Annotated in this window: 25 protein-coding genes; 1 reads left to right on the plus strand and 24 read right to left on the minus strand. The window is 67.6% G+C overall.

Annotated features, from left to right (window positions below; translation table 11 throughout):
* Positions 1 to 4: 4 nt before the first annotated feature.
* The 3 genes from FPL11_RS08875 to surE are packed head-to-tail and all read right to left on the minus strand — an operon-like array spanning position 5 to position 1,994.
* Positions 5 to 583 (minus strand): YqaA family protein, encoded by a 579-nt coding sequence (locus FPL11_RS08875; RefSeq protein ID WP_144348297.1) that lies wholly within the window; start codon positions 581 to 583, stop codon positions 5 to 7.
* Positions 580 to 1,245 carry a protein-L-isoaspartate(D-aspartate) O-methyltransferase gene (locus FPL11_RS08880; protein ID WP_144348298.1) on the minus strand — a complete coding sequence of 222 codons (666 nt, stop codon included), beginning with the start codon at positions 1,243 to 1,245 and terminating at the stop codon, positions 580 to 582. The genes FPL11_RS08875 and FPL11_RS08880 overlap by 4 nt, the downstream gene beginning before the upstream one ends.
* Positions 1,245 to 1,994: a 5'/3'-nucleotidase SurE gene (gene surE, locus FPL11_RS08885; RefSeq protein WP_144348299.1), complete on the minus strand. Its 750-nt coding sequence runs from the start codon at positions 1,992 to 1,994 to the stop codon at positions 1,245 to 1,247. Before surE ends, FPL11_RS08880 begins: the two co-directional genes overlap by 1 nt.
* Before the next feature lie 70 nt (positions 1,995 to 2,064).
* On the opposite strand from surE, the gene FPL11_RS08890 reads away from it, so the two are divergent.
* Positions 2,065 to 2,601 (plus strand): Smr/MutS family protein, encoded by a 537-nt coding sequence (locus tag FPL11_RS08890; protein ID WP_110882896.1) that lies wholly within the window; start codon positions 2,065 to 2,067, stop codon positions 2,599 to 2,601.
* Here the strand turns inward: FPL11_RS08890 and truD are convergent, their stop codons facing one another.
* From truD to uppS, 21 genes are all read right to left on the minus strand, one after another.
* Positions 2,602 to 3,654, minus strand: coding sequence for a tRNA pseudouridine(13) synthase TruD (gene truD / locus FPL11_RS08895; RefSeq protein WP_159308476.1), 1,053 nt, complete (start codon positions 3,652 to 3,654; stop codon positions 2,602 to 2,604). It abuts the gene before it with no gap.
* Entirely contained in the window at positions 3,651 to 4,124 is a 474-nt protein-coding gene (gene ispF / locus FPL11_RS08900) for a 2-C-methyl-D-erythritol 2,4-cyclodiphosphate synthase (RefSeq protein ID WP_281283411.1), read from the minus strand. Before ispF ends, truD begins: the two co-directional genes overlap by 4 nt.
* Complete coding sequence (gene ispD, locus FPL11_RS08905) at positions 4,124 to 4,825, minus strand: 2-C-methyl-D-erythritol 4-phosphate cytidylyltransferase (protein WP_144348302.1); 702 nt, start codon at positions 4,823 to 4,825, stop codon at positions 4,124 to 4,126. Before ispD ends, ispF begins: the two co-directional genes overlap by 1 nt.
* Positions 4,818 to 5,099, minus strand: a complete 282-nt coding sequence (locus FPL11_RS08910) for a septum formation initiator family protein (protein ID WP_110882781.1) — start codon at positions 5,097 to 5,099, stop codon at positions 4,818 to 4,820. Before FPL11_RS08910 ends, ispD begins: the two co-directional genes overlap by 8 nt.
* 8 nt (positions 5,100 to 5,107) lie before the next feature.
* On the minus strand, positions 5,108 to 6,403 hold the full coding sequence (gene eno, locus FPL11_RS08915) for a phosphopyruvate hydratase (RefSeq protein WP_144348303.1): 1,296 nt from the start codon (positions 6,401 to 6,403) through the stop codon (positions 5,108 to 5,110).
* A gap of 13 nt (positions 6,404 to 6,416) precedes the next feature.
* Positions 6,417 to 7,256 carry a 3-deoxy-8-phosphooctulonate synthase gene (gene kdsA / locus FPL11_RS08920; RefSeq protein ID WP_144348304.1) on the minus strand — a complete coding sequence of 280 codons (840 nt, stop codon included), beginning with the start codon at positions 7,254 to 7,256 and terminating at the stop codon, positions 6,417 to 6,419.
* The gene (locus tag FPL11_RS08925) at positions 7,253 to 8,896 is read right to left on the minus strand and encodes a CTP synthase (RefSeq protein ID WP_144348305.1); all 1,644 of its coding nucleotides are present in this window, start codon (positions 8,894 to 8,896) and stop codon (positions 7,253 to 7,255) included. Before FPL11_RS08925 ends, kdsA begins: the two co-directional genes overlap by 4 nt.
* Positions 8,897 to 8,957: 61 nt before the next feature.
* Positions 8,958 to 10,286 carry a tRNA lysidine(34) synthetase TilS gene (gene tilS, locus FPL11_RS08930; RefSeq protein ID WP_144348306.1) on the minus strand — a complete coding sequence of 443 codons (1,329 nt, stop codon included), beginning with the start codon at positions 10,284 to 10,286 and terminating at the stop codon, positions 8,958 to 8,960.
* A gap of 7 nt (positions 10,287 to 10,293) precedes the next feature.
* A complete protein-coding gene (locus FPL11_RS08935) occupies positions 10,294 to 11,259 on the minus strand; it encodes an acetyl-CoA carboxylase carboxyltransferase subunit alpha (protein WP_144348307.1) in 966 nt (321 codons plus the stop codon).
* Positions 11,260 to 11,303: 44 nt separating this feature from the next.
* On the minus strand, positions 11,304 to 14,807 hold the full coding sequence (dnaE, locus tag FPL11_RS08940; RefSeq protein ID WP_144348308.1) for a DNA polymerase III subunit alpha: 3,504 nt from the start codon (positions 14,805 to 14,807) through the stop codon (positions 11,304 to 11,306).
* A 35-nt stretch (positions 14,808 to 14,842) separates the two neighbouring features.
* Entirely contained in the window at positions 14,843 to 15,445 is a 603-nt protein-coding gene (locus FPL11_RS08945) for a ribonuclease HII (protein ID WP_144348309.1), read from the minus strand.
* Positions 15,445 to 16,593 carry a lipid-A-disaccharide synthase gene (gene lpxB, locus FPL11_RS08950; RefSeq protein ID WP_235013445.1) on the minus strand — a complete coding sequence of 383 codons (1,149 nt, stop codon included), beginning with the start codon at positions 16,591 to 16,593 and terminating at the stop codon, positions 15,445 to 15,447. The genes FPL11_RS08945 and lpxB overlap by 1 nt, the downstream gene beginning before the upstream one ends.
* A 13-nt stretch (positions 16,594 to 16,606) precedes the next feature.
* Positions 16,607 to 17,383, minus strand: coding sequence for an acyl-ACP--UDP-N-acetylglucosamine O-acyltransferase (gene lpxA, locus FPL11_RS08955; protein ID WP_110882894.1), 777 nt, complete (start codon positions 17,381 to 17,383; stop codon positions 16,607 to 16,609).
* Complete coding sequence (fabZ, locus tag FPL11_RS08960) at positions 17,380 to 17,865, minus strand: 3-hydroxyacyl-ACP dehydratase FabZ (RefSeq protein WP_235013356.1); 486 nt, start codon at positions 17,863 to 17,865, stop codon at positions 17,380 to 17,382. The genes lpxA and fabZ overlap by 4 nt, the downstream gene beginning before the upstream one ends.
* Positions 17,855 to 18,904, minus strand: coding sequence for a UDP-3-O-(3-hydroxymyristoyl)glucosamine N-acyltransferase (lpxD, locus tag FPL11_RS08965; protein WP_235013446.1), 1,050 nt, complete (start codon positions 18,902 to 18,904; stop codon positions 17,855 to 17,857). The genes fabZ and lpxD overlap by 11 nt, the downstream gene beginning before the upstream one ends.
* Positions 18,905 to 18,918: 14 nt before the next feature.
* Positions 18,919 to 19,476 (minus strand): OmpH/Skp family outer membrane protein, encoded by a 558-nt coding sequence (locus tag FPL11_RS08970; RefSeq protein WP_110882763.1) that lies wholly within the window; start codon positions 19,474 to 19,476, stop codon positions 18,919 to 18,921.
* Entirely contained in the window at positions 19,477 to 21,771 is a 2,295-nt protein-coding gene (bamA, locus tag FPL11_RS08975; protein ID WP_144348312.1) for an outer membrane protein assembly factor BamA, read from the minus strand.
* Between the two features lie 11 nt (positions 21,772 to 21,782).
* Entirely contained in the window at positions 21,783 to 23,147 is a 1,365-nt protein-coding gene (gene rseP, locus FPL11_RS08980; protein ID WP_144348313.1) for an RIP metalloprotease RseP, read from the minus strand.
* Positions 23,144 to 24,343: a 1-deoxy-D-xylulose-5-phosphate reductoisomerase gene (locus FPL11_RS08985; protein ID WP_235012776.1), complete on the minus strand. Its 1,200-nt coding sequence runs from the start codon at positions 24,341 to 24,343 to the stop codon at positions 23,144 to 23,146. Before FPL11_RS08985 ends, rseP begins: the two co-directional genes overlap by 4 nt.
* Positions 24,340 to 25,161 carry a phosphatidate cytidylyltransferase gene (locus FPL11_RS08990; RefSeq protein ID WP_159300480.1) on the minus strand — a complete coding sequence of 274 codons (822 nt, stop codon included), beginning with the start codon at positions 25,159 to 25,161 and terminating at the stop codon, positions 24,340 to 24,342. The genes FPL11_RS08985 and FPL11_RS08990 overlap by 4 nt, the downstream gene beginning before the upstream one ends.
* Positions 25,154 to 25,915, minus strand: coding sequence for a polyprenyl diphosphate synthase (gene uppS, locus FPL11_RS08995; protein WP_110882755.1), 762 nt, complete (start codon positions 25,913 to 25,915; stop codon positions 25,154 to 25,156). The genes FPL11_RS08990 and uppS overlap by 8 nt, the downstream gene beginning before the upstream one ends.
* Positions 25,916 to 25,924: the final 9 nt, after the last annotated feature.

Genomic DNA, 25,924 nt, shown 5'->3' on the forward strand with positions numbered 1-25,924 from the left:
CGCCCTACCGCGACAGGTACACGACAAGGGCGAGCAGCACGATCACACTGAACCACCCGATCCGCTCCATATAACGACGCAGCCACGGTTCCATGCGCGGGCCGCCCCACCCCAGCACCGCGGCCACCAGATAGAACCGCGCCCCCCGGCCCAGCAGCGACGCCAGCAGGAAGGGCAGCCAGGCAATGGCCATGGCGCCGGCCGCGATGGTGAAGATCTTATAGGGGATCGGCGAAAAACCGGCCACCAGTACCACCCAGAAGCCCCAGTCCACGAACCAGCCACGCGCCGTCTCATAGGCCGGTGCATAGCCGGCTTCCTCAATCAGGGGCAGGACCAGCTCGAGGCCCAGAAGACCGATCAGATACCCGAGCACACCGCCCGCCACTGAGGCCAGGGTGGTGAGCGTTGCCAGTCGCATGGCCCGCCGCGGCCGGGCCATGCACATGGGCGCGAGCATGACATCGGGCGGCACGGGGAAGAATGAGGACTCGGCAAAACTCAACCCCGCCAGCATCCACGACGCCCGGGGATGCCCGGCCCAGCGCAGGACCCGATCGTAGAGCGCGGTAAAGACCTTCATCCCTCGATGCCGCCGCGCATGGGGACAAAGCTGACGGCTTCCACGGTCTGCTCGTTGAACGCGCCCGCCCGTCGGTGCCAGACCCGCAGTTCCTGGGTGCCCCCGCCACCCACCGGTGCCATCAACTGGCCATCGTCGGCGAGCTGCTCGAACAGCGCGGGCGGCACCGTCTCAGGGGCCGCGGTCAGTATGATGGCATCAAACGGCGCGGCCGATGGCCAGCCCTCGAAACCGTCGCCAAGGCGCTGCCGGATATTGCCGATGTCGAGCTGGCGGAACAGCGCACAGCTGCGCTCGTAGAGGGCACGAATGCGCTCGATGGTGCAGACCTCATCGACCAGCGCCGCGAGCACCGCGGCCTGATAGCCCGAACCCGTCCCCACCTCAAGCACCCGCGAGGGGATCCGGTCCCGGATGAGGATCTCGGTCATGCGGGCCACCACGAACGGCTGCGAAATCGTCTGCCCGTGACCGATCGGCAGCGCGGTGTCCTCGTAGGCCCGCGATGCCAGCGCCTCGTCAACAAACAGGTGTCGGGGGATCTGGCGCATCACGTTGAGCACCCGGGCATCACGGATCCCGGCGTCGCCCAGCCGGCCGGCCAGCCGCTCACGGGTACGCCGCGATGTCATGCCGATGCCCTGACGGCGGTGATCGTCCATCAGCGCAGTCCCTCGATCCAGCCGGCCACTGAGTCGAGTGCTGAATAACGGGTCAGATCAACCTGCATGGGCGTAATGGAGATCGCCCCACGCTCAATGGCGTCAAAATCGCTTCCGGGGCCCGCATCCTGGCGTGCCCCGGGCGGCCCGATCCAGTAGATGGGCCGTCCCTTGGGGTCATGATCGCGGATCGCCGCTTCGGCGCGATGACGACTGCCGAGCCGGGTCGCCTCGATGCCGGTGACCTCGGCCCAGGGCCGATCCGGGACATTGACGTTGAGGATGGTGTCGGCCGGCAACGGATCATGGTGCAGCCGGTTGATCAATTGCCGCGCCATAGCCGCCGCCGTGGCGTAATGCGTGGGCGCATCGCCCACCAGGGAAATCGCGATCGCCGGCAGACCCAGCGTCCGGCCCTCCATGGCGGCGGCCACGGTCCCGCTGTAGAGCACATCATCGCCCAGGTTGCCACCGGCATTGATCCCCGAGACCACCATGTCCGGCAGCGCTTCAAGCAGGCCCGTGGTGGCCAGGTGCACGCAATCCGTGGGGGTGCCATCCACCCGGAAGACACCGCTGCGGATTTCATCAACGCGTAACGGGCGGTCCAGTGTCAGCGAGTTGCTCGCGCCACTGCGGTCGCGCACCGGTGCCACCACCGTGACGCTGGCCTGCTCGGCGAGCGTGGCGGCGAGTTCGCCGATGCCCGTGGATTCATAGCCGTCGTCGTTGCTGACGAGAATTCTCATGGAAGGCCCTTTTCTCCTTGCGCTTTTGCCCGTGTACTATACCGATCCCGAGACGCTGCGGGAGACAGCCATGGAAGATCAGGACCCGGAGACCGCCCTTTTCCGGGCGGCCATGGAGGATGTCAGTCCGCTTGAGCACCCGGACACGCCCGATCTGCGGCGTCGCCGTCCGCCACCGATCCCCGGCCAGCGTCGTGCCGACGACCGGGCAGTGCTGCGGGAACTCGCGGAGGGCGAACAGGACGGCGCCGAGCTGGGCGCGGAACTGGGCGAGGCCCTTGCATGGTCGCGTGCCGGTCTCCATCGCAAAACCCTGCGTCGGCTGCGTCGGGGCGATTTCAGTGTAATGGCCGAGCTCGACCTGCACGGCCACACCGTCGATTCGGCGCGCCGCCTGCTGACCGACTTTCTCAACGAATGCCACCGCCGACACATGGGCTGCGTGCGGGTGATCCACGGCAAGGGCCGGCGCTCGTCAAACGCCGGACCGGTCCTCAAGGGACAGGTGGACCGCTGGCTGCGCCAGCGCGACGACATCCTCGCCTTCTGTTCCGCGCGGCCGGTGGACGGCGGCACGGGGGCGCTGTATGTGCTGCTGCGACGCTGATCAGTCATTGACCGCCTCGACCAGCTCGCGGATCACCATCGTGGCGTAGGCGCCCCGGGTCAGCTCAAAGCGCAGGCGCCAGGTCCCCGGCGCCATCCGCCAGCCAGCGAGCGCGCCGACGCTCAGACGCAGCGCCCGTCGATCGGCGGTGACACGCTGGTCCGCCAGCGCCTGAATGACCGCCGCCCAGTCCTGCAATACCGCCGACTCGCGCTCGATCAATGCCGCCGTCTGCGGCTGGCGCCGATTGGTGGCGCCGGGCAGAGGCCCCGTGGGGTGGATCCGCAGGCCGGCCGCGCGGCGGCGGTTGAAGGCCGTTTCGGCCGCCTCGGCAGCAAAGAGGCTGCCACGTCCATCGAGCACCAGCAGATCGCCGGGGCGCGGCTGGGACCAGTCACCGGCGTCAATGCGCCGCGCCAGCACCGCATTGAACATGGCCGAGCGTGCCGCCGAGATCAGCATGCTGCGGTCATTGCGCGAGCGCGGGCGCTCGCCGCCCGCGAGCCAATTAAGGGCCCGGTCCAGATTCTGTCCGTGACGGCCAAAACGCTGGCCACCAAAATAATTGGGCACCCCGTGGCGGGCAATGGTCACGAGCCGCGCGGCGATATCCCGGGGCGCGGCGTCGACATCACGCAGCGTGAGGGTGAAGCGGTTGCCGGTCAGCGCCCCCACCGGCAGCTTGCGGCGATGGCGCTGGACATCGATCACATCCAGCGCCTGCCCGTCCTGGTCAACCAGGCGACCCAGCGGGGCGAGTGGCGCATTGACTGGCCAGGGCACGGATAACCATTGCGTCGTGACCGCCTGACGGTCCTTACGCCCGGCATAGCCCATGGCCCGGCGCTCCACCTGCCATTGCCCGGCCAGCTGCTGGACGGCCTGCTGGGTGGTCAGTCCGCGTTTGCGGATCCGCACCAGCAGATGCGGGCCGTCCCCGGTCGGGGCAAAGCCCAGGCGCTCGTCGACTTGGAAATCCTCGGGACTGACCGCAATACGCGCCGTGCCCACCGGCGTGCCCCAGGCGAGCGGCCAGTCGCCTGTCCCACTCACGGACAATCAACCAGCGCCACGGCGCTGGCGGCGATCCCCTCACCGCGCCCGGTAAACCCCATCCACTCAAGCGTTGTCGCTTTCAGATTGATCTGTCCCTCCGACAGGTCAAGGTCTGCCGCAATGCGGGCGCGCATGGCGGGCAGGTGCGGCGCCAGGCGCGGCCGCTGGGCGATCACGGTGGCGTCGAGGTTGCCGATCACGCCGCCCTGCCCCGCGACGAGGGCACCCACACGGCGCAGCAGCACGCGGCTGTCGATCTGCGCGTAGGCCGCATCGGTGTCCGGGAAATGCTGGCCGATGTCACCCTGACCGACGGCGCCCAGCAGCGCATCGCATAACGCATGCAGCAGCACATCCCCATCCGAGTGCGCGGCCAGTCCGTATTCAAAGGCCATCTCGACGCCGCCCAGCACCAGACGTCGGTCGGCGACCAGCCGATGGGCATCGATGCCCTGACCGATCCGCATCATTCCGGCGCCCTCCGTCGGTTGCGCTCAATGGCATTGGCCAGCCAGTGGATGTCTTCGGGATAGGTGTACTTGATGTTGCCCGGATCACCCGCGACCAGCCGTGGGCGGGCACCGAGCCCTTCCATGGCCTGAGATTCGTCAGTCACCCGGGTATCACGGGCAAGCGCCGTCTGCAGCCGCCCCAGCGGGAACAACTGCGGGGTCATCGCCTGCCAGAGTCCTTCCCGGGACGGTGTATCGGCCACCCGACCCGCCGCATCGGCGCGCTTCAGGGTGTCACGCACCGGCGCGGCCAGCAGCCCGCCATCCGGATCATCGGCGACGGCCTCGATCAGTCGGGTGATATCGGTCGCCGGGACCGCCGGCCGGGCCGCGTCGTGGACCAGAACCCCGTCGCCTTCCGCGGCGCCCCAGTCCCGCAGCGCCGCCAGCCCGGCACGGATCGAGTCCTGGCGCTCCGCGCCGCCCGGGCAGTCACGTACCCGGTCATCGCGCCGCAGCGAGGCCCGATCGAACAGCGCATCATCGGCGGCCCGCACGATCATCACGCCGGCAATGTCAGGTACCTGACAGAGTGCATCGAGCGACCAGGCCAGAATCGGTCGACCGGCCAGATGGTGGTACTGCTTGGGCGTCCCGGCGCGCAGGCGCTGGCCACTGCCGGCCGCCGCGATTAGCCCCCAGAGGCGTTTAGCCATCCCGCGGTCCGATCACCCGATAGAAGTGTTCATCAGCGCCGATCATGCCCATGTCACGGCGCGCCCGTTCCTCGACACTGCGCAGTCCACTGCGCAGGTCGGCGACATCCGCTGCCAGCGCCCGGTTGCGCTCGTCGAGGCGGGCGTTTTCGCCACGCTGCTCGGCGACCGCGGCCTGCAGTCGCTGCATGGCGGGGACGCTGCCCTCACCCAGCCAGAGCCGCGACTGCAGCACCACGATCAACACCACCAGCGCCGCCGCCATCCAGCGCATCGTCGGACTCAGGCGCCCATGCGACGCAGGTTGGGGAATGCCGAGCGACCCGCGTAACGGGCCCGCTCGCCCAGCGCCTCTTCAATCCGCAGCAGCTGATTGTATTTGGCAACGCGGTCCGAGCGGCACAGGGAGCCGGTCTTGATCTGCGTGGCGGTGCTGGCGACGGCCAGATCGGCGATGATCGTATCCTCGGTCTCGCCCGAGCGATGGGAAACCACCGCCGAGTACCCGGCGCCATCGGCCATACTGATCGCATCCAGCGTCTCAGTCAGCGTACCGATCTGATTGAACTTGATGAGGATCGAGTTGGCGATGCCCTGATCAATGCCACTCTGGAAGATGCGCGTATTGGTCACGAACAGATCGTCGCCCACCAACTGGACGCCCTCGCTGATCTGGCGCGTGAGGGTGGCCCAGCCGTCCCAGTCATCCTCGCCCATACCGTCCTCGATCGAGATGATCGGATAGCGCGCCACCCAGTCGGCGAGCACGGCGGCGAAGCCATCGGCATCAAAGCGCCGGTCTTCGGAGGCCAGATAGTATTCGCCGTTCTCACAGAACTCGGAGCTGGCGGCGTCCAGCGCCAGCCAGACCTGCTCGCCCGGGGTATAGCCGGCGGCTTTCACCGCCTCGAGGATGACTTCGATGGCCGCTTCGTTCGAAGGCAGGTCCGGGGCGAAGCCGCCCTCATCGCCCACCGCCGTTGACAGTCCCCGCCCGGCGAGCACTTTCTTGAGGGCGTGGAAAATCTCGGTGCCGCAGCGCAGCGCGTCACTGAAGCGATCAAAGCCGATCGGCATCACCATGAATTCCTGGATGTCGACGCTGTTACTGGCATGCGCGCCGCCGTTGAGGATATTCATCATGGGCACGGGCAGGGTGTATTCCTTGGCCGGGGCCAGATAGGCGAACAGCGACTGGCCCGCCGACCGCGCCGCCGCCTGAGCCACCGCAAGCGAGGCGCCGAGCAGCGCATTGGCGCCTAACCGGCCCTTGTTGTCGGTGCCGTCGAGGGCAATGAGGCGCTCGTCAATGCCGCGCTGATCCTCGGCGGTCATGCCATTCAGGGCGTCGTTGATCTCGCCGTTGACGTTGGCCACGGCCCGGGTCACGCCCTTACCCAGATAACGCGTCTTGTCCCCATCGCGCAGCTCCACGGCCTCACGCGCCCCGGTGGAGGCGCCGGACGGCACCGCTGCGCGGCCCAGGCTGCCATCGCTGAGGGTGGCCTCGGCCTCGAGGGTTGGATTGCCGCGCGAGTCGAGGATCTCGCGGGCGTGGATGCGGGTGATGGTGGGCATGAATCGGCTCCTTTTACAGTTCGTTTTCGGCAAATCCGTGCTGTCGGGTGACGGCATCCAGCGCTGTGAGCGCATCGAGGAGTGCCGGCAGCCGTTGCAATGGCCAGCTGTTGGGGCCATCCGACAGGGCATTGGCCGGATCGGGGTGGGTTTCTATGAAAAGACCGCTGACGCCAGCCGCCACGGCGGCACGGGCGAGCACCGGGACATGCTCACGCTGCCCACCGGAGGCACTGCCCTGGCCGCCCGGCAATTGCACCGAGTGGGTGGCATCGAAAATCACCGGGGCGCCGGTGGCCCGCATGACCGCCAGCGAGCGCATATCCGCGACCAGATTGTTGTAGCCAAAGCTCACGCCGCGCTCGCACACCGTGATCTGTGTGTTGCCGGTCTCGCGGGCCTTGTCGACCACATTGGCCATATCCCAGGGCGCCAGGAACTGACCCTTTTTGAGATTGACCGGCAGTCCACAGGCCGCCACCGACTGAATGAAGTCGGTCTGGCGGCAGAGAAAGGCGGGGGTCTGCAGCCAGTCCACCACCGAGGCCACCTCATCCAGCGGCGTGGCCTCGTGCACATCGGTGAGGACCGGCACATTGAAGCGCTCGCGCACGGCGGCGAGGGTCTCCAGCCCGGCGGCGCGCCCGGGCCCGCGGTAACTGGACGCCGACGAACGGTTGGCCTTGTCGTACGAGGCCTTGAAGATCAGCGGGATGCCGCGCTCGGCGGTCATCGCCACGAGCTGCTCGGCAATGGCGAGCGTCTGTGCCCGCGATTCAACCACGCAGGGGCCCGCAATCAGGCAGAGCGGGTGGTCAAGCCCCAGTGGCTGGCCCTGCACCCGGAGGGTCACGAGGCCCGATCCGCGCGCGCATCGCGCTGGGCGGTGGCGGCGTCAATGAAATCGGCGAACAGCGGGTGGCCATCGCGCGGCGTCGAGGTGAACTCCGGATGGAACTGGCAGGCCAGGAACCAGGGATGATCCGGCAGCTCCACCGCCTCGACCAGGTGGCCATCCCCCGACCAGCCGGCGATCACCAGCCCCGCGTCCGTCAGGCGCTCGGCATAGCCGTTGTTGAACTCATACCGGTGGCGATGCCGCTCGCGGATCACATCCTTGCCATAGACCCGGTGGAACCGCGTCCCGCGGACCAGCGTCGAGGCCTGAGCCCCAAGCCGCATGGTCCCGCCCAGATCCGAGTCGCTGTCGCGGTACTCGCGCAGGCCTTCGGCATTCATCCACTCGGTGATCAGCGCGATCACCGGGTGTCGTGGGTGGGTGACGAACTCGGTGCTGTGCGCCCCTTCAAGCCCGGCCACATGGCGGGCGAATTCGATCACGGCCACCTGCAGCCCCAGACAGATGCCCAGAAACGGCACCTCCGCCTCGCGGGCATAACCCGCCGCGGCGATCTTGCCCTCAATGCCGCGCTCGCCGAAGCCGCCGGGCACGAGGATCGCATCCACGTCATTGAGCAGCGACGTGCCTTCACGCTCGATGGCCTCCGAGTCGACGTAGCGGATATGCACTTTCTGGCGCTGCTGGATACCGGCGTGACGCAGCGCCTCATTCAGCGACATATACGCATCCGCCAGATCCACGTATTTGCCGACCATGGCCACGGTCACCTCGCCGACCGGCGACTCCATGGCCTCGACCACATGCGCCCAGTCGTTAAGCGTGGCCGGCGGCAGTGTAAGGCCGAGTTTTTCCGCGACGATGCCATCGAGATGCTGCTCGTGGAGCATCGCCGGGACTTTGTAGATGTTGTCGACATCCAGTGCCGAGATCACCGCACGCGGCTCGACATTGGTGAACAGCGCAATCTTGTGGCGCTCTTCGGCGGGTATCGGCATGGACGCGCGACACACGAGGATGTCGGGCTGGATCCCGATACTGCGCAGTTCCTTGACCGAGTGCTGGGTCGGCTTGGTCTTCATCTCGCCCGCCGCCCCGATCCAGGGCAGCAGCGTGAGGTGAATGAACAGGCAGCGCTCACGGCCAAGCTCGGTGCCCATCTGCCGGATCGCCTCGAGAAACGGCAGCGATTCGATATCGCCCACCGTCCCGCCGATCTCGATCAGGGCGATGTCCGACTCACCGGCGCCGTCTTCAATGCAGCGTTTGATCTCGTCGGTGATATGCGGGATGACCTGGACGGTGCCGCCCAGATAGTCGCCGCGGCGCTCCTTACGGATCACGCTCTCGTAGATCCGCCCGGTGGTGTGATTGTTGGCCTGCGCGGCGCGCATGCGCACGAACCGCTCGTAGTGGCCCAGATCCAGGTCCGTCTCGGCGCCGTCGTCGGTGACGAAGACCTCGCCGTGCTGGAACGGGCTCATGGTGCCCGGATCGACGTTGATGTAGGGGTCAAGCTTGACCATGGTCACGCTGAGGCCGCGTGCCTGCAGGATGCTGCCCAGGGAGGCGGCGGCGATGCCCTTGCCCAATGAGGACACGACACCGCCGGTGATAAAGATGAATCGCGTCATTATACCGTCGGTCTGGTGGCGGAATGGGTGAGCCGGCTGCCCCCCGGAATGGCTAAGGAACTTAGCAGAACGACCCGTCTGGCACAATCTGACCGGTGGCCGTCAGCCATGCCCAGTCAGCCCCGGCCGCCGCGTCATGAGGCCGCCAGCAAAAGCTCTGGACCCCGCCCGCCGGCCAGCGCGCCTGGCCCTCGCGGGTCGGCCCGAGACCCGCCACCGCCAGACAGGTGTCGTGCTCATCCACGAGCACCGGCAGTCGATCCCGCCACCAGGGCACCACGCCGTGTTCGCGGAGCACCTCGCGGGCGGGCTTGGTGGGCCGCCCGGCCAGCGCCAGCCGCTCGCCGGGGTAGAGTCCGCGCAGCCACAGAGGCCCGGCCGCGGGCAGCCCCGCCGCCACACCCAGGCCGCCCCAGCCGGCTCCACGGGCCCCGGCCGGCAGGCGCTGTGACGGCGGAATGGCCGGCAGTGCGGCGGGCAATCGATACAACCACCCGCCGTGACGCCGGACCTGCCCCCCGGGCCATGCCAGCACCGGTCCGCGGTCGGCAGCGGCATCGGCAAGCGCATGGATCCCGGCCTCCAGGCGTTTCTGCCCGGGGAGTGGCTGGCCACCGGCGCGGATCCACTCGCGCAGCATCAGACGCCGGGCCGGACCGGTCCGGGCCCGCCAGTCCGCCAGACACAGCGGCCCACGCCCCTCGCCCAGCCACTCGGCGATGACCCCGCGCTGCCCGCGGGCATGATCCGCCAGGCGGCCGGCCGCCGCCGCAGCCCCCGGCCAGCGCGCCTTCATCACCGGGATCACGCGGTGGCGCAGGTAATTGCGATCGATATCCAGCGAGGCATTGCTGGGATCCTCCACCCAATCCAGGGCATGCCGGGCTGCATAGGCGGCGAGCTGATCACGGGAGACGTCGAGCAGCGGGCGGACCAGCCAGCCCCGCCCCAACGGTCGCAGCGGCGCGATCCCCGCCAGGCCATCCGGCCCGGTGCCGCGCAGGAACCGGTAGAGCAGCGTCTCGAGCTGGTCATCGGCATTGTGGGCCGTGAGTACCGCTTCGTGGTGATCAAGCCCGGCCGCCAGTGCGCGGTAACGGGCATCGCGCGCGCCGCCCTCCTGGCCCTCATCACGGTGATCAGGGCGGACATTGAGCTGCTCGAACCCCACACCCAGGCCCAGGGCGGTCGCGCGGCAATGCGCCGCCCAATCGTCGGCGGCCGGCTGCAGGCCATGGTGGACATGCACGGCACGCACGGGTCGTTGGCCCTGGGCGGCAAGGTGCAGCAGAACGGTGGAATCGAGCCCGCCGCTGAAGGCCACCACCAGCGCCGGGCAGCGGGCCGGCAGCGCCGTCTCGAGCCGCGCGACGTCGACCGCCGCCGACATTGTGCGGTTACTGCTTGAACTCACCCAGCGCCATCAGACGGTCATAGCGCGCCGCACACAGCTGATCGATATCCAGCCTCGACAGGGCCGCCCAGTGCCGGCGCAGGGCATCCCCCAGCCGCCGCGAGGTCTCCTGCCAGTCGCGGTGGGCACCGCCCAGGGGCTCTTCGATGACCTCGTCGTTGAGGCCCAGCTCGGCGAGGCGCGTCGCCGTGATCCCCATCGCCTCGGCGGCATCAGCCGACTTCTCGGCGCTTTTCCAGAGGATCGATGCGCAGCCCTCCGGCGAAATCACCGAATAGGTGCTGTATTGCAGCATCAGCAGCCGGTCACCGACCCCAATCGCCAGAGCGCCACCGGAGCCGCCCTCGCCGATGACCGTACAGATCACCGGCGTACGCAGCCCCGACATCACGAACAGGTTATGGGCGATGGCCTCGCTCTGACCGCGTTTTTCGGCATCGACGCCGGGATAGGCCCCGGGCGTATCGATGAACGTGAAAACCGGCAGTGAAAAGCGCTCGGCCATCTCCATCAGTCGCTTCGCCTTGCGATAGCCCTCGGGGCGTGGCATGCCGAAATTGCGGGCGATCTTCTCGCGGGTGTCGCGGCCCTTCTGCTCGCCGATCACCATCACCGGCTCCCCATCAAGGCGCGCCAGGCCACCCACGATCGCCGCGTCGTCGGCAAAGGCCCGATCCCCGTGGAGCTCTTCAAAGTCGGTGAAAATGGCCTCGATGTAATCCAGTGCGTAGGGGCGGTAGGGATGCCGCGCCAGCTGTGAGACCTGCCAGGCGCTGAGGTTGCGGAAGATCTGCTCGGTCAGCTGCCGGCTCTTGGCCCGCAGGCGCGTGAGCTCGTCGCTGATATTGATCTCGGCGTCGTCGTTGACGTAGTGCAGCTCTTCAATCTTGGCCTCAAGTTCGGCGATGGGCCGCTCGAACTCCAGGAAATTCAGATTACTCGACCCCAATGCTGCACTCCCCTACCTGTGGTGCCGCGAAGTCTATCATGCCCCTAGCGGCGGTAGTCGACGGCCACCCGGTCCGCCGCCAGCAGGCGTGTCAGCCGGGTGATCAGCTCGGGCTCGGGCCGCACCCGCCATTCATCACCCAGCCGCAGTCGGGCCAGGGCGCCCTCGCCCTCGTAGTCGATGCACACCGGACAGCCGCCTGACTGGTAAGGCGTGAGTGCTTCGGCGAGGGCCGGTACAAAGCCGTTGCCCGCCTCACCCGCGGCCACGCGCAGCACCAGCCGACGGGCGAACTGAAGCCGTGCGCCGGCGAGGTCGTAGACCCGCTCGGCCGACACGCGATACCCATCACTGAATTCGTCATAGCCCAGATCACCCTCGACCACGATGAGCTGGTCCTTTTCCAGCAGATGCCGGTGGCGCTGATAAACATCGCCAAACAGGATCACCTCGAGCCGCGCGGTCCGGTCATCGAGGGTGACAAAGCCCAGCCGCCGGCCACTCTGGGTGACCCGGCTGCGCGCCGCGACCACCAGACCGGCGACCACTACCCGGGCCTCGCCCTTGCCGCGGGCGCTGTTGCGATCGAGCCCCGTCGAGGCCTGGTTGAGCCGGCAACTGATGAATCCCGAGAGCTCGGCCTCGTGCTCTTCGATGGGGTGACCGGTCAGATACAGGCCCAGGGTCTCCTTCTCCGCCGCCAGCCGCTCGCGCTCGGCCCATTCGGCACAATGTACGGCGCTGGCCTCGTGGTGCGGCCCGGCCGCGGATTCGGCCGGCGCGCCCAGACCAAACAGATCATCCTGTCCCAGCTCGGCATTACGGCTCTGCTGCTCCGCCGCCTGCAGTGCCGCCGGCAGCGTCGCCATCGCCGAGGCGCGGTTCGGACTGAGGGTATCCAGGCTGCCGGAGCGGATCAGGGCCTCGAGCACCCGGCGGTTGACGCGGCGCAGGTCAATGCGCCGGCACAGGTCGTGCAGATCGGCGAAGGCGCCACCGTCCCGGCGGGCCTCGATGATCGCCTCGACAGCGGCTTGCCCGACGCCCTTGACGGCGCCCAGGCCGTAGACGATGCCACCGTGATCCGGGGCCTGGAACATCCAGTCCGAGCGGTTGATGTCCGGCGGTGCCACCTCCAGCGACATCGCCCGACATTCGTCGATCAGGGTCACGACCTTGTCGGTGTTATCCATGTCGGATGACAGCACCGCCGCCATGAACGCGGCCGGGTAATGCGCCTTCAGCCACGCCGTCTGATACGACAGGAGCGCATACGCCGCCGAGTGGGACTTATTGAAGCCGTAGCCGGCGAACTTCTCCATCAGATCGAACAGGCCCTCGGCCTGTGCGTCGGGCAGGCCCTGCTCCTTCGCACCGGCCAGAAAGAGGGTCCGCTGTTTCGCCATTTCGGCGGGTTTTTTCTTGCCCATCGCGCGCCGCAGCAGATCGGCCTGACCCAGGCTGTAACCGCCCACGGCCTGGGCGATCTGCATGACCTGCTCCTGATAGAGGATCACCCCGTAGGTGGGCTCGAGGATCGGTTTCAGCGCGGCGTGATGCAGTTCGGGCGTGGGATAGGCGACCGGCTTGCGACCGTGCTTGCGGTCGATGAAGTCCTCGACCATGCCCGATTGCAGCGGCCCCGGCCTGAACAGCGCCACCAGCGCGATGATGTCTTCGAAACTGTCCGGGCGCAGGCGGCGGATCAGATCCTTCATGCCCCGCGACTCGAGCTGGAACACCGCGGTGGTCTGGCAGTCCTTGAGCCGCTCGAAGGTGGGGCCGTCATCCAGCGGGATGGTCTCGATATCCAGTGGCGTCTCGCCCTGATCGGCGCGCAGCGCGTTCACCGCGCGTACCGTCCAGTCGATGATGGTGAGCGTGCGCAGGCCCAGGAAGTCGAACTTCACCAGGCCCACCGCCTCGACGTCATCCTTGTCGAGCTGGGTGGCGAGCCCGCCACCCCCCGGCTCACAGAACAGCGGCGAGAAATCGGTCAGATCGCTGGGCGCGATCACCACCCCGCCGGCGTGCTTGCCGACATTGCGTGACAGGCCCTCGAGGCGCTGGGCCAGATCAAGCAGAAAGCGGACGTCCTCGTCCTGTTCGCCCAGCTCACGCAGATCCGCTTCCTGGGCCATCGCCTTGTCCAGCGTCATCCCCACTTCAAACGGGATCAGCTTGGCGATGCGATCGACATAGCCATAGGCATGCCCCAGCACCCGGCCGACGTCACGGACCACGGCCCGTGCGGCCATGGTGCCGTGGGTGGCGATCTGCGAGACCTTCTCGCGGCCGTACCGCTCGGCCACGTAATCAATGACCCGGTCGCGCTTTTCCATGCAGAAGTCGACATCAAAATCGGGCATGGACACCCGCTCGGGGTTGAGAAAGCGCTCGAACAGCAGGTCATAGCGCAGCGGATCCAGGTCGGTGATATCCAGCGCGTAGGCGACCAGCGAGCCGGCGCCGGAACCCCGTCCCGGCCCCACCGGAATGGACTGCGATTTCGCCCAGCGGATGAAGTCGGCGACGATCAGGAAATACCCGGGGAACCCCATCTTAATGATCACGCCAAGCTCGTGCTCGAGCCGCTCACGGTACTCGGCCTCGCTGCCCCCCGGCGTGCCCAGCCGCTGGATGCGCTGATCCAGCCCCGCGCGCGCCTCGGCCCGGAGGTAATCATCAATGGTCTGGTCGGTGGGCACCGGGAAATCCGGTAGCACGTTCTGGTCCAGCGTCAGCGAGAGGTTGCAGCGCCGCGCGATCGCCAGGGTGTTCTCCAGCGCCTCGGGCAGGTCGGCGAAGCGTTCGGCCATTTCCTCAGGACTGCGCAGGTGCTGTGATTCGCTGTAGCGCCGCGGCCGGTTGTCATCATGCAGCACCCGGCCTTCATGGATGCAGACCCGGGCCTCGTGGGCTTCGAAGTCGGAGGGCTCGAGAAAGCGCACGTCATTGGTGGCCACCACCGGCACCGCGCACTCGCCGGCCAGAGCGACCGCCGCATGGACGTGGGCATCGTCCCCCGGACGCCCGGTACGCTGCAGTTCAAGGTAGTAACGATCGCCGAACCGCTCCTGCCAGAACGCGAGCCGGCGCCGGGCCAGGTCGCCGTTGCCGGCCACCAGGGCCTCGCCGACATCACCGCGGGCCGCCCCGGAGAGCACGATCAGCCCCTCGTTCCAGTCATCCAGCCACTGGCGGTCGACCAGCGGCAGCCCCTGACCCTGTCCCTGCAGATAGCTAGCGGTGATCAACCGGGTCAGGTTGGCGTAGCCGGCGTCGTTCATGCACAGAAATGTCAGCGTGTGGTGATCGTCGCGGTCACCGGCGGCGATGCGCAGATCCGCGCCAATCAGCGGCTTGACGCCGGCGGCCACCGCGGCGCTGTAGAACTTGACCATGCCGAACAGGTTGCCCTGATCGGTGATGGCGACGGCGGGCATGCCTTGTCGCGCCGCTGCTTCCACCAGCGGTTTCACGCGCACGGTCCCGTCGATCAGGGAGAATTCCGTGTGCAGGTGGAGATGGACAAAGCCTGGGGGCATGAGGTCAACCGGATCGCCAACTTGAGGGGGTTATATTACCGCCCGGAGGCTGGCGGAAGATAGCGGGCCAATGCCGCGCGGACCGGTCTGAAGCTGCGGCGATGCTCGGCACAGGGCCCATGGCGGGCGAGCCGCTCGCGGTGCAGCGCGGTCGGATAACCGCGATGCCGGTCGAATCCATAGTCGGGATAGCGGGCATGCAGATCCAACGCGAGGCGGTCACGATGGACCTTGGCGATGATCGACGCCGCGGCAATGGCCGGCACCCGATCGTCACCGCCCACAAGGGCGGTCACCGGGGGCGCGACGCTCGGGCAGTCGCGCCCGTCCACCCGCACCGCCACCGGTGTCGGTGTCAACGCCTCGACCGCGCGTTGCATGGCAAGCAGGCTTGCGCCGCGGATGTTCAGCGCATCGATCTCGCCCGCGCTGGCGACGGCAATCTCCCAGGCCACTGCCGAGGCGCGGATACGCGCATCCAGACCCTCACGCCGCCGCGCCGAGAGGCGTTTCGAGTCGCGCAGATCCGTCCAGTCGTCGGCAGGGTCGAGGATGACCGCCGCGGCCACCACCGGACCCGCCAGCGGCCCGCGCCCGACTTCATCGACCCCGGCAATGCCGGCTTCCACCGACTCCATCAGACCGGCCCCGGCGACCCGTCCAGGAGCTCGCCCACCGCATCGGCGGCGCGCTCGCCGGCATCCTGGCGCAGTTCGCGATGCAGGGCGGCGAACCGGCGGGCCATCGCTTCGCGTTGCACGGGGGAGTCGAGCAGGCGGGTAAGCGCCGTGGCCAGATTCTCGGCCGTGGCCTGGTCCTGGACAAACTCCGGCATCAACGCCTCGCCGGCCATCAGGTTGGGCATGGCAAAGTGGCTGATGCGCAGACTGCGCCGGATCAGCACGGCGGTCAGCCAGTTGACCCGATACGCCATGACCGCCGGGCAGTGCAGCAACATGGCTTCGAGGGTTGCCGTCCCCGAGGCGATCAGACCGGCATCGGCCGCGGCCAGCACCGTGCGCGCCTGACCGGCCACCACCTCGATGGGCATTGGCGGCGTGATGCCGTCAAGCGCCGCTTCAATGCGGGCCTGCAGCGCGGGCGTGGCGGCCGGGATCACAAAGCGCCGCTGCGGTGCTGCCTCGGCAAGCCGCGCCGCCACATCGAGGAACACCGGTAACAGCGCCTTGATCTCGCTGCCGCGGCTGCCCGGCAGCAGCGCAATCAGGGTCTCGTCGGCAGCCACGCCCAGTGATTCGCGTGCGGCGTCCGCCGTGCCGGCCGGATCGATGGCGTCCGCCAGGGGATGGCCGACGAACCGGGCGTCCACGCCCTGCGCCTGCAGATAATCGGCCTCGAAGGGGAAGATGCAGAGCATGCGATCCACGGCCCGACGGATCGCGCGCAGCCGGCCACTGCGCCAGGCCCAGACCGTGGGACTGACGTAGTGGACCGTCGGGACCCCGGCCCGGCGCAGCGAGCGCTCCAGGCCCAGATTGAAATCGGGGGCGTCAATGCCGATGAAAAGATCCGGTGGATCGGCCCGCCAGCGCCGCCGCAGGTCACGACGGATGGCGAGGAGTCGTGGCAGATGCCCCAGCACCTCGACGATGCCCATCACCGAAAGCGCCTCGAGGGGGTGGTGGCTGACAAGGCCGGCCGCCTGCATGTCAGGACCGCCAACACCTTCAAACCGGGCATCGGGATAACGGCGCGCCAGGGCGCGGATCAGTCCGGCGCCCAGGAAATCGCCAGACGGCTCGCCGGCAACCAGCGCGATTCGCACGATCGCGCTCCGCTCAGCGCACGATGCCGCGGGGCGAGGCCTGCAGGAATGCCACGAACCGTTGCAGCGCCGGGTCATCGGTGGCGTCCGCCTCGATCGCCTCGATGGCCTCCTGCAGCCGCAGGCCGCGCTTGTAGAGGGTGCGATAGGCCGATCGCAGCCGGCGTTGCCCATCGCTGTCAAAACCGCGCCGCCGCATCCCCTCGCTGTTGGTGCCATGCGGCGTCGCGGGGTCGCCGGCCACCATCACCCAGGGCGGCACGTCGCGCCGTACACAGCTGCCCATGGAGGTGAAACATCCCTCGCCGAGGCGACAGAATTGATGCACCAGGGTAAACCCACCCAGGGTCGCCCGGTCCCCCACGCTGACGTGACCGGCCAGAGAGGCGCCGTTGGCGAAGACCACCCCCTGTCCCACCTGACAGTCATGGGCGATATGCACATAGGCCATGATCCAGTTGCCATCGCCGATGCTGGTCACGCCACCGCCGTCCTGAGTGCCACGGTTGATGGTGACGAACTCGCGGATCGTATTGTTGCGCCCGATCTCCAGGCGGCTGGTCTCGCCCTCGAACTTCTTATCCTGGGGCTGCTCACCCACCGAGGCGAACTGGAAGATGCGGGTGCCGCTGCCGATCCGGGTCGGGCCGTTGACGACCGCGTGTGAGCCGATCTGGCAATCGGCCTCGATCACCACCTGGGGGCCGATCACGGCATAGGGCCCGATCCCGCTGCCCGCGGCAATCTCGGCACTCGGGTCGACGATGGCGGTGGGATGGATGTCGCTCACGACGCCCCCATCGTGCAACGGATCCCCGCGCTTGTGACCAACCGGCCGTTGACCTCGATGCGGGCCTTGAAAAGCCAGATACCTCGGACCACCCGGTCAAGCCGGGCGCTGATCGCAAGCTGATCCCCGGGGCAGGCCGGCTGCTTGAAGCGCGCCTCATCCACACCCACCAGATAGAAAAGGGGCGGCGTCGCCGGCATCTCGACGTCGGGCTCGGCCTCGCGGGTGACGTACGCGAGCAGTCCGCAGGCCTGGGCCATCGATTCGACCAGCAGCACGCCGGGCATGATGGTCTTTTCGGGAAAATGCCCCGGCACCCAGGGCTCGCTGGCGCTGACGTTGCGGAGCGCGCTGATGGACTCGCCCGGGGTGTAATCGACGACCTGGTCGACCATCAGAAACGGGTACCGATGCGGCAGCCGCTCGCGTATCGCCTCGGGCCCCATCCAGCAGTCCACGGCGTCGGTTTGATCAGCGCCCATCACGATCCTTTGTGGTTTCCATCAATCGCTCCAGTTTTTCGAGGCGGCGGGCCATGTCATCAAGCTGCCGGAACCGCACCGCACTGCGCCGCCACTCGCGGGTGGGCATCAATGGCACGCCCGAGGAATACACCCCGGCGTCGTGAATATTACCGGTGATCATGCTCATGCCGGTAAAAGTGGCGCCGTCGGCGATCTCCAGATGCCCGACAAAGCCGACACCGCCTGCGATCCTACAGTATCGCCCGATGCGCGTGCTGCCGGAGATGCCGGCATTGGCCGCCACCACCGTGTGTTCACCAATCTGCACGTTATGCGCGATCTGCACCAGATTGTCGATCTTGCAGCCATCGCCGATTCGGGTATCACCCTGCGAGCCGCGGTCCACCGTAGTGTTCGCACCGATCGAGACATCGTCGCCAATCAGCACACGCCCAAGCTGGGGGACCGACTCCCAGTGATCGCCGGCGTCCGCAAAACCGAACCCGGCGCTGCCGATGACGGCGCCGGGCAGAACCTCGACGCGCTCGCCGAGCCGGCTGCCCGCCAGCACCGACGCGTTGGCGCCGATCTGGCAGCCCGCTCCCAGCGACACCCCGGTCCCGATGACACTGCCCGGGCCGATCGAGCAGCCCGGTCCGATCCACGCGTCGGCCTCGATCACCGCCTGCGCCGCCACGCTTGCGGACGCGTCGACCCGGGCACCCGGCGCGACCACGGCCGTCTCATCAACGCCTGCCGTGGGCGCTGGCGGCGGGTTGAGCAGCCACGCGATACGGGCGAAGACCAGATAGGGATTGTCCGCGCGCAACACCGCGAACCGGGCGCCCTGCACCGATTCCTCACGCGGCAGGATGACCGCTGCGGCGCGCGTGTCGGCCAGTTGCGCACGATATCGACGGTTCGCCAGAAAGCTGATCTCGTCCGGGCCCGCGGTTTCCAGCGGCGCCACCGCGTGAATGGCCACCTGCCCCGCCCCTTCGCAGACGCTCCCGGTCAGCGCCGCCAGCTCATCGAGCGTATACCGCGAATCGGCCACCGGTGACTCCCCTTTCATTCATTGTTATTGCGCTGTTCGTACTGCCGCTCGAGCCGCTCGATGATGCGATCGGTGATGTTCACCGCATCGCTGGCAAAGACGACGCCGTCACTGACCACCAGGTCATAACCCTGCTCGGCCGCGAACCGCTCGACCACCCGCAGGATGCGCTGCTGCAGATCGCCCAGCGCTTCGTTGCGGCGCAGGTTGAAGTCCTCCCGGAAAATCTCCTGCTGGCGCTGGATCTGTCGGCGCTGATTGACGATGCGGCGGCGCAACGCTTCCTCGGCCTCGCTGTCGAGGTTCATGCGCTGGTTGGCGAGCCGATCTTCGAGATCGCGCAGCGACTCCTGCAGGGCGATGATCTCCTCATCCCGCGGGGCGAACTCTTCCTGCAGCCGCTGGCGGGCGGCGTCGGCCTGTGGCGCCTCATCCGAGACCCGCCCCGGGTTGACGTAGCCGATCGACAGGTCGCTATCCGGCTGCGCCGGCGCCGCCGTCGCCGTGCCCAGCAGGACAAGGGCACACACGGCATGGCGCAGGCGCAGCGTCACGGTCCTGGAAACAGACATTCAGAAACTGGCTCCAATCGTGAACTGAAAGCGCTGGGTGTCATCATTGCCCTTGTCATTGATTGGCTCGGCAATACTGACCGTGAACGGTCCGATGGGTGAATAGTAGACCAGTCCCAGGCCCGCGGAGTAGCGCAGGCCGGAAAAGGAAATATCGGACTTGTCGCGCAGATTGTCGCGTTCGCGGTCCCAGACCTGCCCGGCGTCGATGAAGGTGGCAAAGCGCAGGTTGTTGCCATCCTCGTCCTGGGCCAGCGGGAAGCGGATCTCGGCGCGACCCAGGGCGCGCAGATTGCCGCCGGTGGGGTCGTTGTTTTCGTCCCGGGGACCCAGTGAGTTGGCCTCATAGCCGCGGACCGTGCGGATACCGCCGGCGAAGAAGTTCTCGTAGAACGGCAGACGCTCGCCCTCGCCATAGGCGTTGCCGTAGGACAGCGTGCCATCCAGCACCAGCGTGAACTGCTCGTTGAGCGCGAGGTAGCGGGACTGCTCGTAGCTGAACCGATAGTATTCGATGTCGGAGACCTGCGGCAGGGCCACTGCCAGACCCAGACGCTGACGCGCTCCGCTGGATGGGAAGATCGCTGTATTGCGGGTATCCCGGGTCCAGGACAGATCGGTCAGGATCGCCCGGTTCGACTTGCCGTTGCGCGCCTGGAAATCCTCCTGGAACTCGGTCGGATCGGAAAATTCAAGGGCCACGTCCTCGAAGGTCACGTCGGCACCCAGCCGGTCGCTACCACTGACCGGGATCCGGTAGCCGTAGGACGCGCGGGTGGTTTTGACCCCGTAATCCGCCAGATCGGCCTCGTCCGCGTCGCGGTCCCGGAATGACAGCGCATACCGCCGGTCGATGCCGCTCATGGTGTGGTTACGCTCAAGGTACGACAGGCGATAGACGGTGTCGGCGTCATCACTGTTGGCGACGAACTCGACCCGGTCACCCGTGCCGAACAGGTTGTCCTGCTGCACCCCGAGGTTGAGCAGCAGCCCCTGGTCACTCCCGAACCCGACACCGGCGCGCAGGCTGCCCGAGAGACGCTCGGTGGCATCCACCTCGACATCCACCTGGTCGGTGGTACCCGGCACCCGCGGCGTGCTGATGCTGACATCACTGAAAAAGCCCAGCCGACCCAGTCGCGACTCGGAGTTACGGAGGTCGCGGGTCGACAGCCAGGTCCCCTCGTACTGGGTCAGCTCGCCGCGGATCACATCATCGCGGGTCGATTCATTGCCGCTGATGCGGATCCGCCGGACGTAGACGCGCTCGGCCGGGTCGACGAACAGCGTCAGATCGACCACCCGATCGGCTTCACGCAGCTCCGGGACGGGATTCACCCGGGCGAAGGCGTAACCCCGCTCGCCGAGCTTTTCCTGTATGGCCTCGACACTGCGGGTGATGTTGCGCTGGTTGTAGATCGCGCCACTGTCGATGGCGATCAGATCACGCAGCGTCTCGCGGGGATAGATCAGATCACCGGCGAGCTCGATGTCGCCGACGGTATACTGCTGTCCCTCATCGAGGTTGACGGTGATGTTGATGCGCTCGCGGTCGGTGCTGATGGTGACCTGGGTCGACTCAATACTGAAATCGGCATAGCCACGGTCGCGGTAGAACGCGCGCAGCCGCTGCAGATCACCGGACAGACGCTCGCGGGAGTACTTGTCGCGCTGCGAGAGCACCGCCCACCAGGCCTTGGGCCCCATCTCGAAGACACCCCGCAGGCGATCAACATCAAAGGCCCGATTGCCGATAAAGCGGATGCCCTGGACCGAAGCCGGTTCGCCCTCCTCCACGTCCACCCGCAGGCTGACGCGATTGCGTGGCAGCGGCGAGACCGTGCTCTCGATGTCGACATCATAGTAGCCAAGCGCGAAGTACTGCTGCTCGAGCTCGCGCTCGATGCGCGCGAGCAGCGGCCGGTCAAAGCTCTGACCCTCACCGAGGCCGGCGCCACTGAGCCCCTCCCGCAGGCGCTCGCTGTCAATCTGGCTATTGCCGATGAACTCGATCCGGGCGATGGCCGGCCGCTCGTCCACCTCAACGATCAGCGTATCGCCGTCGCGCAGCAGACTGACATCATCGAAAAAGCCCGTATCGAAAAGGGCCTCCACGGCATCCGAGGTGCGGGCCGGGGTCAGCTCGTCGCCCGCCTCCAGCGGCAGGTAGTTGAGTACCGTGCCCTCGGCGATACGATCCAGTCCGCGGATGCGGATGTCTTCAATCGTGAATGCCTGTGCGCCGCTGAACCCGGCCAGCAGCAGCAGAAACGCGGCCAGTCTTAATCGCATCATTCGCTCTTTACTCAGCCCCCGGCGCCGAATATCCGGTTGAGATCGTTGTAGAACGCCAGGGCCATGAGCATGAACAGCAGCACCATGCCGATCTGCTGGCCCATACCCTGCGCGGCTTCGGAAAGCGGACGCCCCCGCACCCATTCGATCGTGTTGTACAGCAAATGCCCACCATCCAGTACCGGTACGGGCATCAGATTAAGGATACCAAGACTGATGCTGACGATCGCAAGAAACTTGAGAAACGGGATCAGCCCCAGCGATACCGAGTCGCCGGCGTACTGGGCGATATTGATCGGGCCGCTCAGGTTTTTCACCGATGCCTCGCCGATCACCATTTTCACCAGCACATCGACGGTCAGGGTGGCGGCGCGCCAGCTTGATCCCACGGCCTCGCCCACCGCGGCGACCGGCCCGTAGCGGACCTCGTGACGCAGGTTCGAGAACGTCCCCTCGGGTACCTGCGGGGTCACACCCAGCACGCCGGTGCGATCGCCTCCCGACCCGCGGCTGTCCAGTGTGAAGGTCCGCGTCAGGGTGTCGCCCTGCCGCTCAAAAGCCAGCGACACGGTCTGCTCGGGGCGATCGCGGATGGCCATGACCAGCGCCCGCCAGGTGTCCATCGGCTCACCGTCGAGCGCGCGGATCCGGTCCCCCGGTTGCAGACCGGCGCGCGCGGCACTGCTGCCTTCCACGACCTCGTTGATCACCGGGTCGATCCGCGGCTGCATCGGCTGCAGGCCGATACGCTCGAGCACCTCGCCCTGCTCCTCGAGCAGCTGCACCCCGGTCAGGTCCAGATCAAGGCTGGCCCGCGCCCCACCGGCGCGTTCCACCTCGATCGGGAACGGCCCATCGTCCGCCGCACCGATCAGGGTCATGACCGTTTCATCCCACGCCTGGACCCGATTGCCGTCCACACGCAGGAACTCGTCACCGCTGGCAAGCCCGGCGGTGGCGGCGGGTGACTCCGGTGCCACCGGCCCGATCACCGGCCGTACCTCCGTGGCGCCGATCACGAACACCAGCCAATACGCCACGATCGCCAGCGCGAAATTGAACGCCGGTCCGGCGCAGATCACCGCGTTGCGCGCCCAGAGCGGTTTGCGGTTGAAGGCGCGATGCTGCTCGGCCTCGTCCACCGGTGCCTCGCGCTCGTCGAGCATTTTCACATAGCCACCCAGCGGGATGGCGGCGAGCACATACTCGGTACCATCCGCACCGGTCCGCTGCAGCAGCGGGCGGCCGAACCCGATGGAAAAACGCAGCACGCGCACGCCCACCCGACGGGCCACCCAGAAGTGACCGAACTCGTGGACGGCGACAAGCACGCCGATGACCAGCACAAACCCCAGTATATTGATCAGCAAGCTCAACGGTGCCTCCCGCGTTGGAGCGATTCGGTGGTCTGCCGTCGCGCCCATTGCTCGTGGCCAATCAGCGCCTCGAGGGTGTCATCCGGTTCCGCCGGCCGGGCGGCGAGCGTCTCCTCGATCACCCCGGCGATCCGATCATATCGCAGACCGCCCCGCAGGAACTCCGCGACGGCCACCTCATTGGCGCCGTTGAGCGCTGCAGTGGCCCCACGCCCCGCCTTCAGCGCCGCCCGGGCAAGGGCCAGACACGGAAACCGCTGATCATCCGGCGCGGCAAAATCAAGCCGACCGGCGCCAACCAGATCCAGCGGCGCCACGCCCGCCGCCACCCGTTCGGGCCAGGCCAGGGCATTGGCGATCGGGGTGCGCATGTCCGGATTGCCCATCTGAGCAAGCGTGGATCCATCCCGATACTGGACCAGGGCGTGGACATAACTCTGTGGATGCACCACGACCTCCACCTGATCGGCGGGCAGGCCGAAAAACCGGCAGGCCTCGATCACCTCGAGGCCCTTGTTCATCATCGTGGCCGAGTCCACGGAAATCTTGCGACCCATCGACCAGTTGGGATGGGCACAGGCCTCGGCCACCGTGACCTCACTCAGTGTGGCCGGGTCGCGATCGCGGAACGGCCCGCCCGAGGCGGTCAGGACCAGGCGCTCGACCCCGGCCAGCGACAACGGCTGACCGGGGCGTGCGGGCAGGCACTGAAAGAGTCCGTTGTGCTCGCTGTCGATGGGTAGCAGCACGGCCCCGCTGCGGCGGGCGGCGTTCATGATCAAGGAGCCGGCGACGACGAGGGCCTCCTTGTTGGCGATCAACACCCGCCGACCGGCCTCTACGGCCGCCAGACACGGCGCGAGCCCAGCCGCCCCGACGATGCCGGCGATGACGGTCTGCGCCTCCGCGTGGGTGGCGACCGCCGTCTGCCCAGCGGCGCCTTCAGCCACGGCTGTATCGCTCAGATCACTGATCTGCCGGCGCAATGCGGCGGCCGCGTGGGGATCCGCCATGGCCACCAGCGCCGGGCGAAACCGTCGGCACAGGCGCTCCATGGCGGCCACATCCCGATGCGCGGATAACGCCACGACCCGGTAGCGATCCATGTGGCGGGCGATGACGTCGAGGCTGCTCGCGCCGATCGACCCGGTGGCGCCGAGTAGGGCGATGCCAGTGGGCTCTGCCGCGTCCATCATGAGACGCTGACCAGCGCCGCGGCCATGACCGGTGCCGCGGCAAGCAGTGCATCAATGCGATCGAGCAGTCCGCCATGCCCGGGTAGCAGGCGGCCACTGTCCTTGCGACCGGCCTGCCGCTTAAGCAGGCTTTCGGCCAGGTCCCCCACCACCGAGAAAACTACCACCATGACCGTGACCGGCAGCAGCCAGGCCAGACCAGGCATGTCGCCGGCCGCCCCGGCACTGATCCGCTCCACCCCGAGCGCCACTAGCAGGGCCAGCAACAGCCCGCCGACCACCCCTTCCCAGGTCTTCCCCGGGCTGATGGTGGCGGCGAGTCTGCGCCGACCAAAGCGCCGTCCGGCAAAATAGCCGCCGATGTCCGCGCCCCAGACCAGTCCCATCAACAGCGTCAGCCACAACGGGCCGAGGCCACTGCGGGCGTGGATGGCCGACACACTCAGCCAGGCCAGGGTCAGGGTGATGAGCCCCGCCGCACCCCGCAGCCAACCGGGGAGCGGGGGGATCGCCGATCGACGCGACACGGACAGCAGCCAGACCGCGATCCCGAGCCACCAGATTAGCCCGGGGACCTGCCAACCGGCGCGTGCCGGGACGTCAAGCAGGGCTGCTACCGCGATCAGTCCGGCGACGGACCCCGCGTAGCCAAGGCGCGCGGCACCGGCCCGCAGACCGGCCAGATCCGCCCACTCCCAGGCCGCCATCACCATGGCGGCGGCCATCACGCCCTGGGTCCAGATACCCGGTGCCCACCAGACAATGGCCAATACCACCAGCGCCAGAGGGACCGCCGTCAGCACGCGCTGCTTAAGCATCGCCAGTGCCCCCGTCGCCGGCGGGCGCACTGACCCGACCAAACCGGCGCTCCCGGCGAGCGAACCAGTCGAACGCAGCGCCCAGGGCGTCATCGTCAAAGTCCGGCCAGAGCACCGGGGTGAAGTAGAGCTCGGTGTAGGCCATCTGCCAGAGCAGGAAATTGCTGATGCGCTGCTCGCCGCCGGTGCGAATGAAAAGATCCGGCGCTGGCAGCGCGTTCAGGCAGGTCTGCCCGCTCAGGGCATCGGCATCAATGGACTCGGGCGTGCGCTCTCCGGCGGCCACTTCCTCAGCGAGGCGGCGTGCCGCCCGGGCAATGTCCCAGCGTCCGCCATAGCTGGCGGCGATATTGAGCTGCATACGGGTTTCGTCGGCCGTCAGTGCCTCGGCGGCTTCACAGCGCGCCTGAAGCGCCCGCGACAGACGGTCACGATCGCCCACCACGTTCAGGCGGATGCCATTGCGCTGCAGGCGCTGGGCCTCACGATCCAGCACCCGCATGAACAGCGACATGAGCATGCTCACCTCGGCGGCCGGGCGCTGCCAGTTCTCGCTGCTGAAGGCGAACAGGGTCAGTGCTTCAACGCCGGCCCGGGCACAGTACTCTACCGTGCGGCGGACCGCCTCGGCACCGGCGCGGTGGCCATGGTGGCGGGGCTCGCCGCGCTCGGCGGCCCAGCGCCCATTGCCGTCCATGATGACTGCGACATGTCGCGGGACGACATCGTGAGGCGGCGTTTGCTCGGTCGTCATAGGCCCAAT

The organism is Spiribacter aquaticus, assembly GCF_007625215.1.
Classification (GTDB): Bacteria; Pseudomonadota; Gammaproteobacteria; order Nitrococcales; family Nitrococcaceae; genus Spiribacter; species Spiribacter roseus.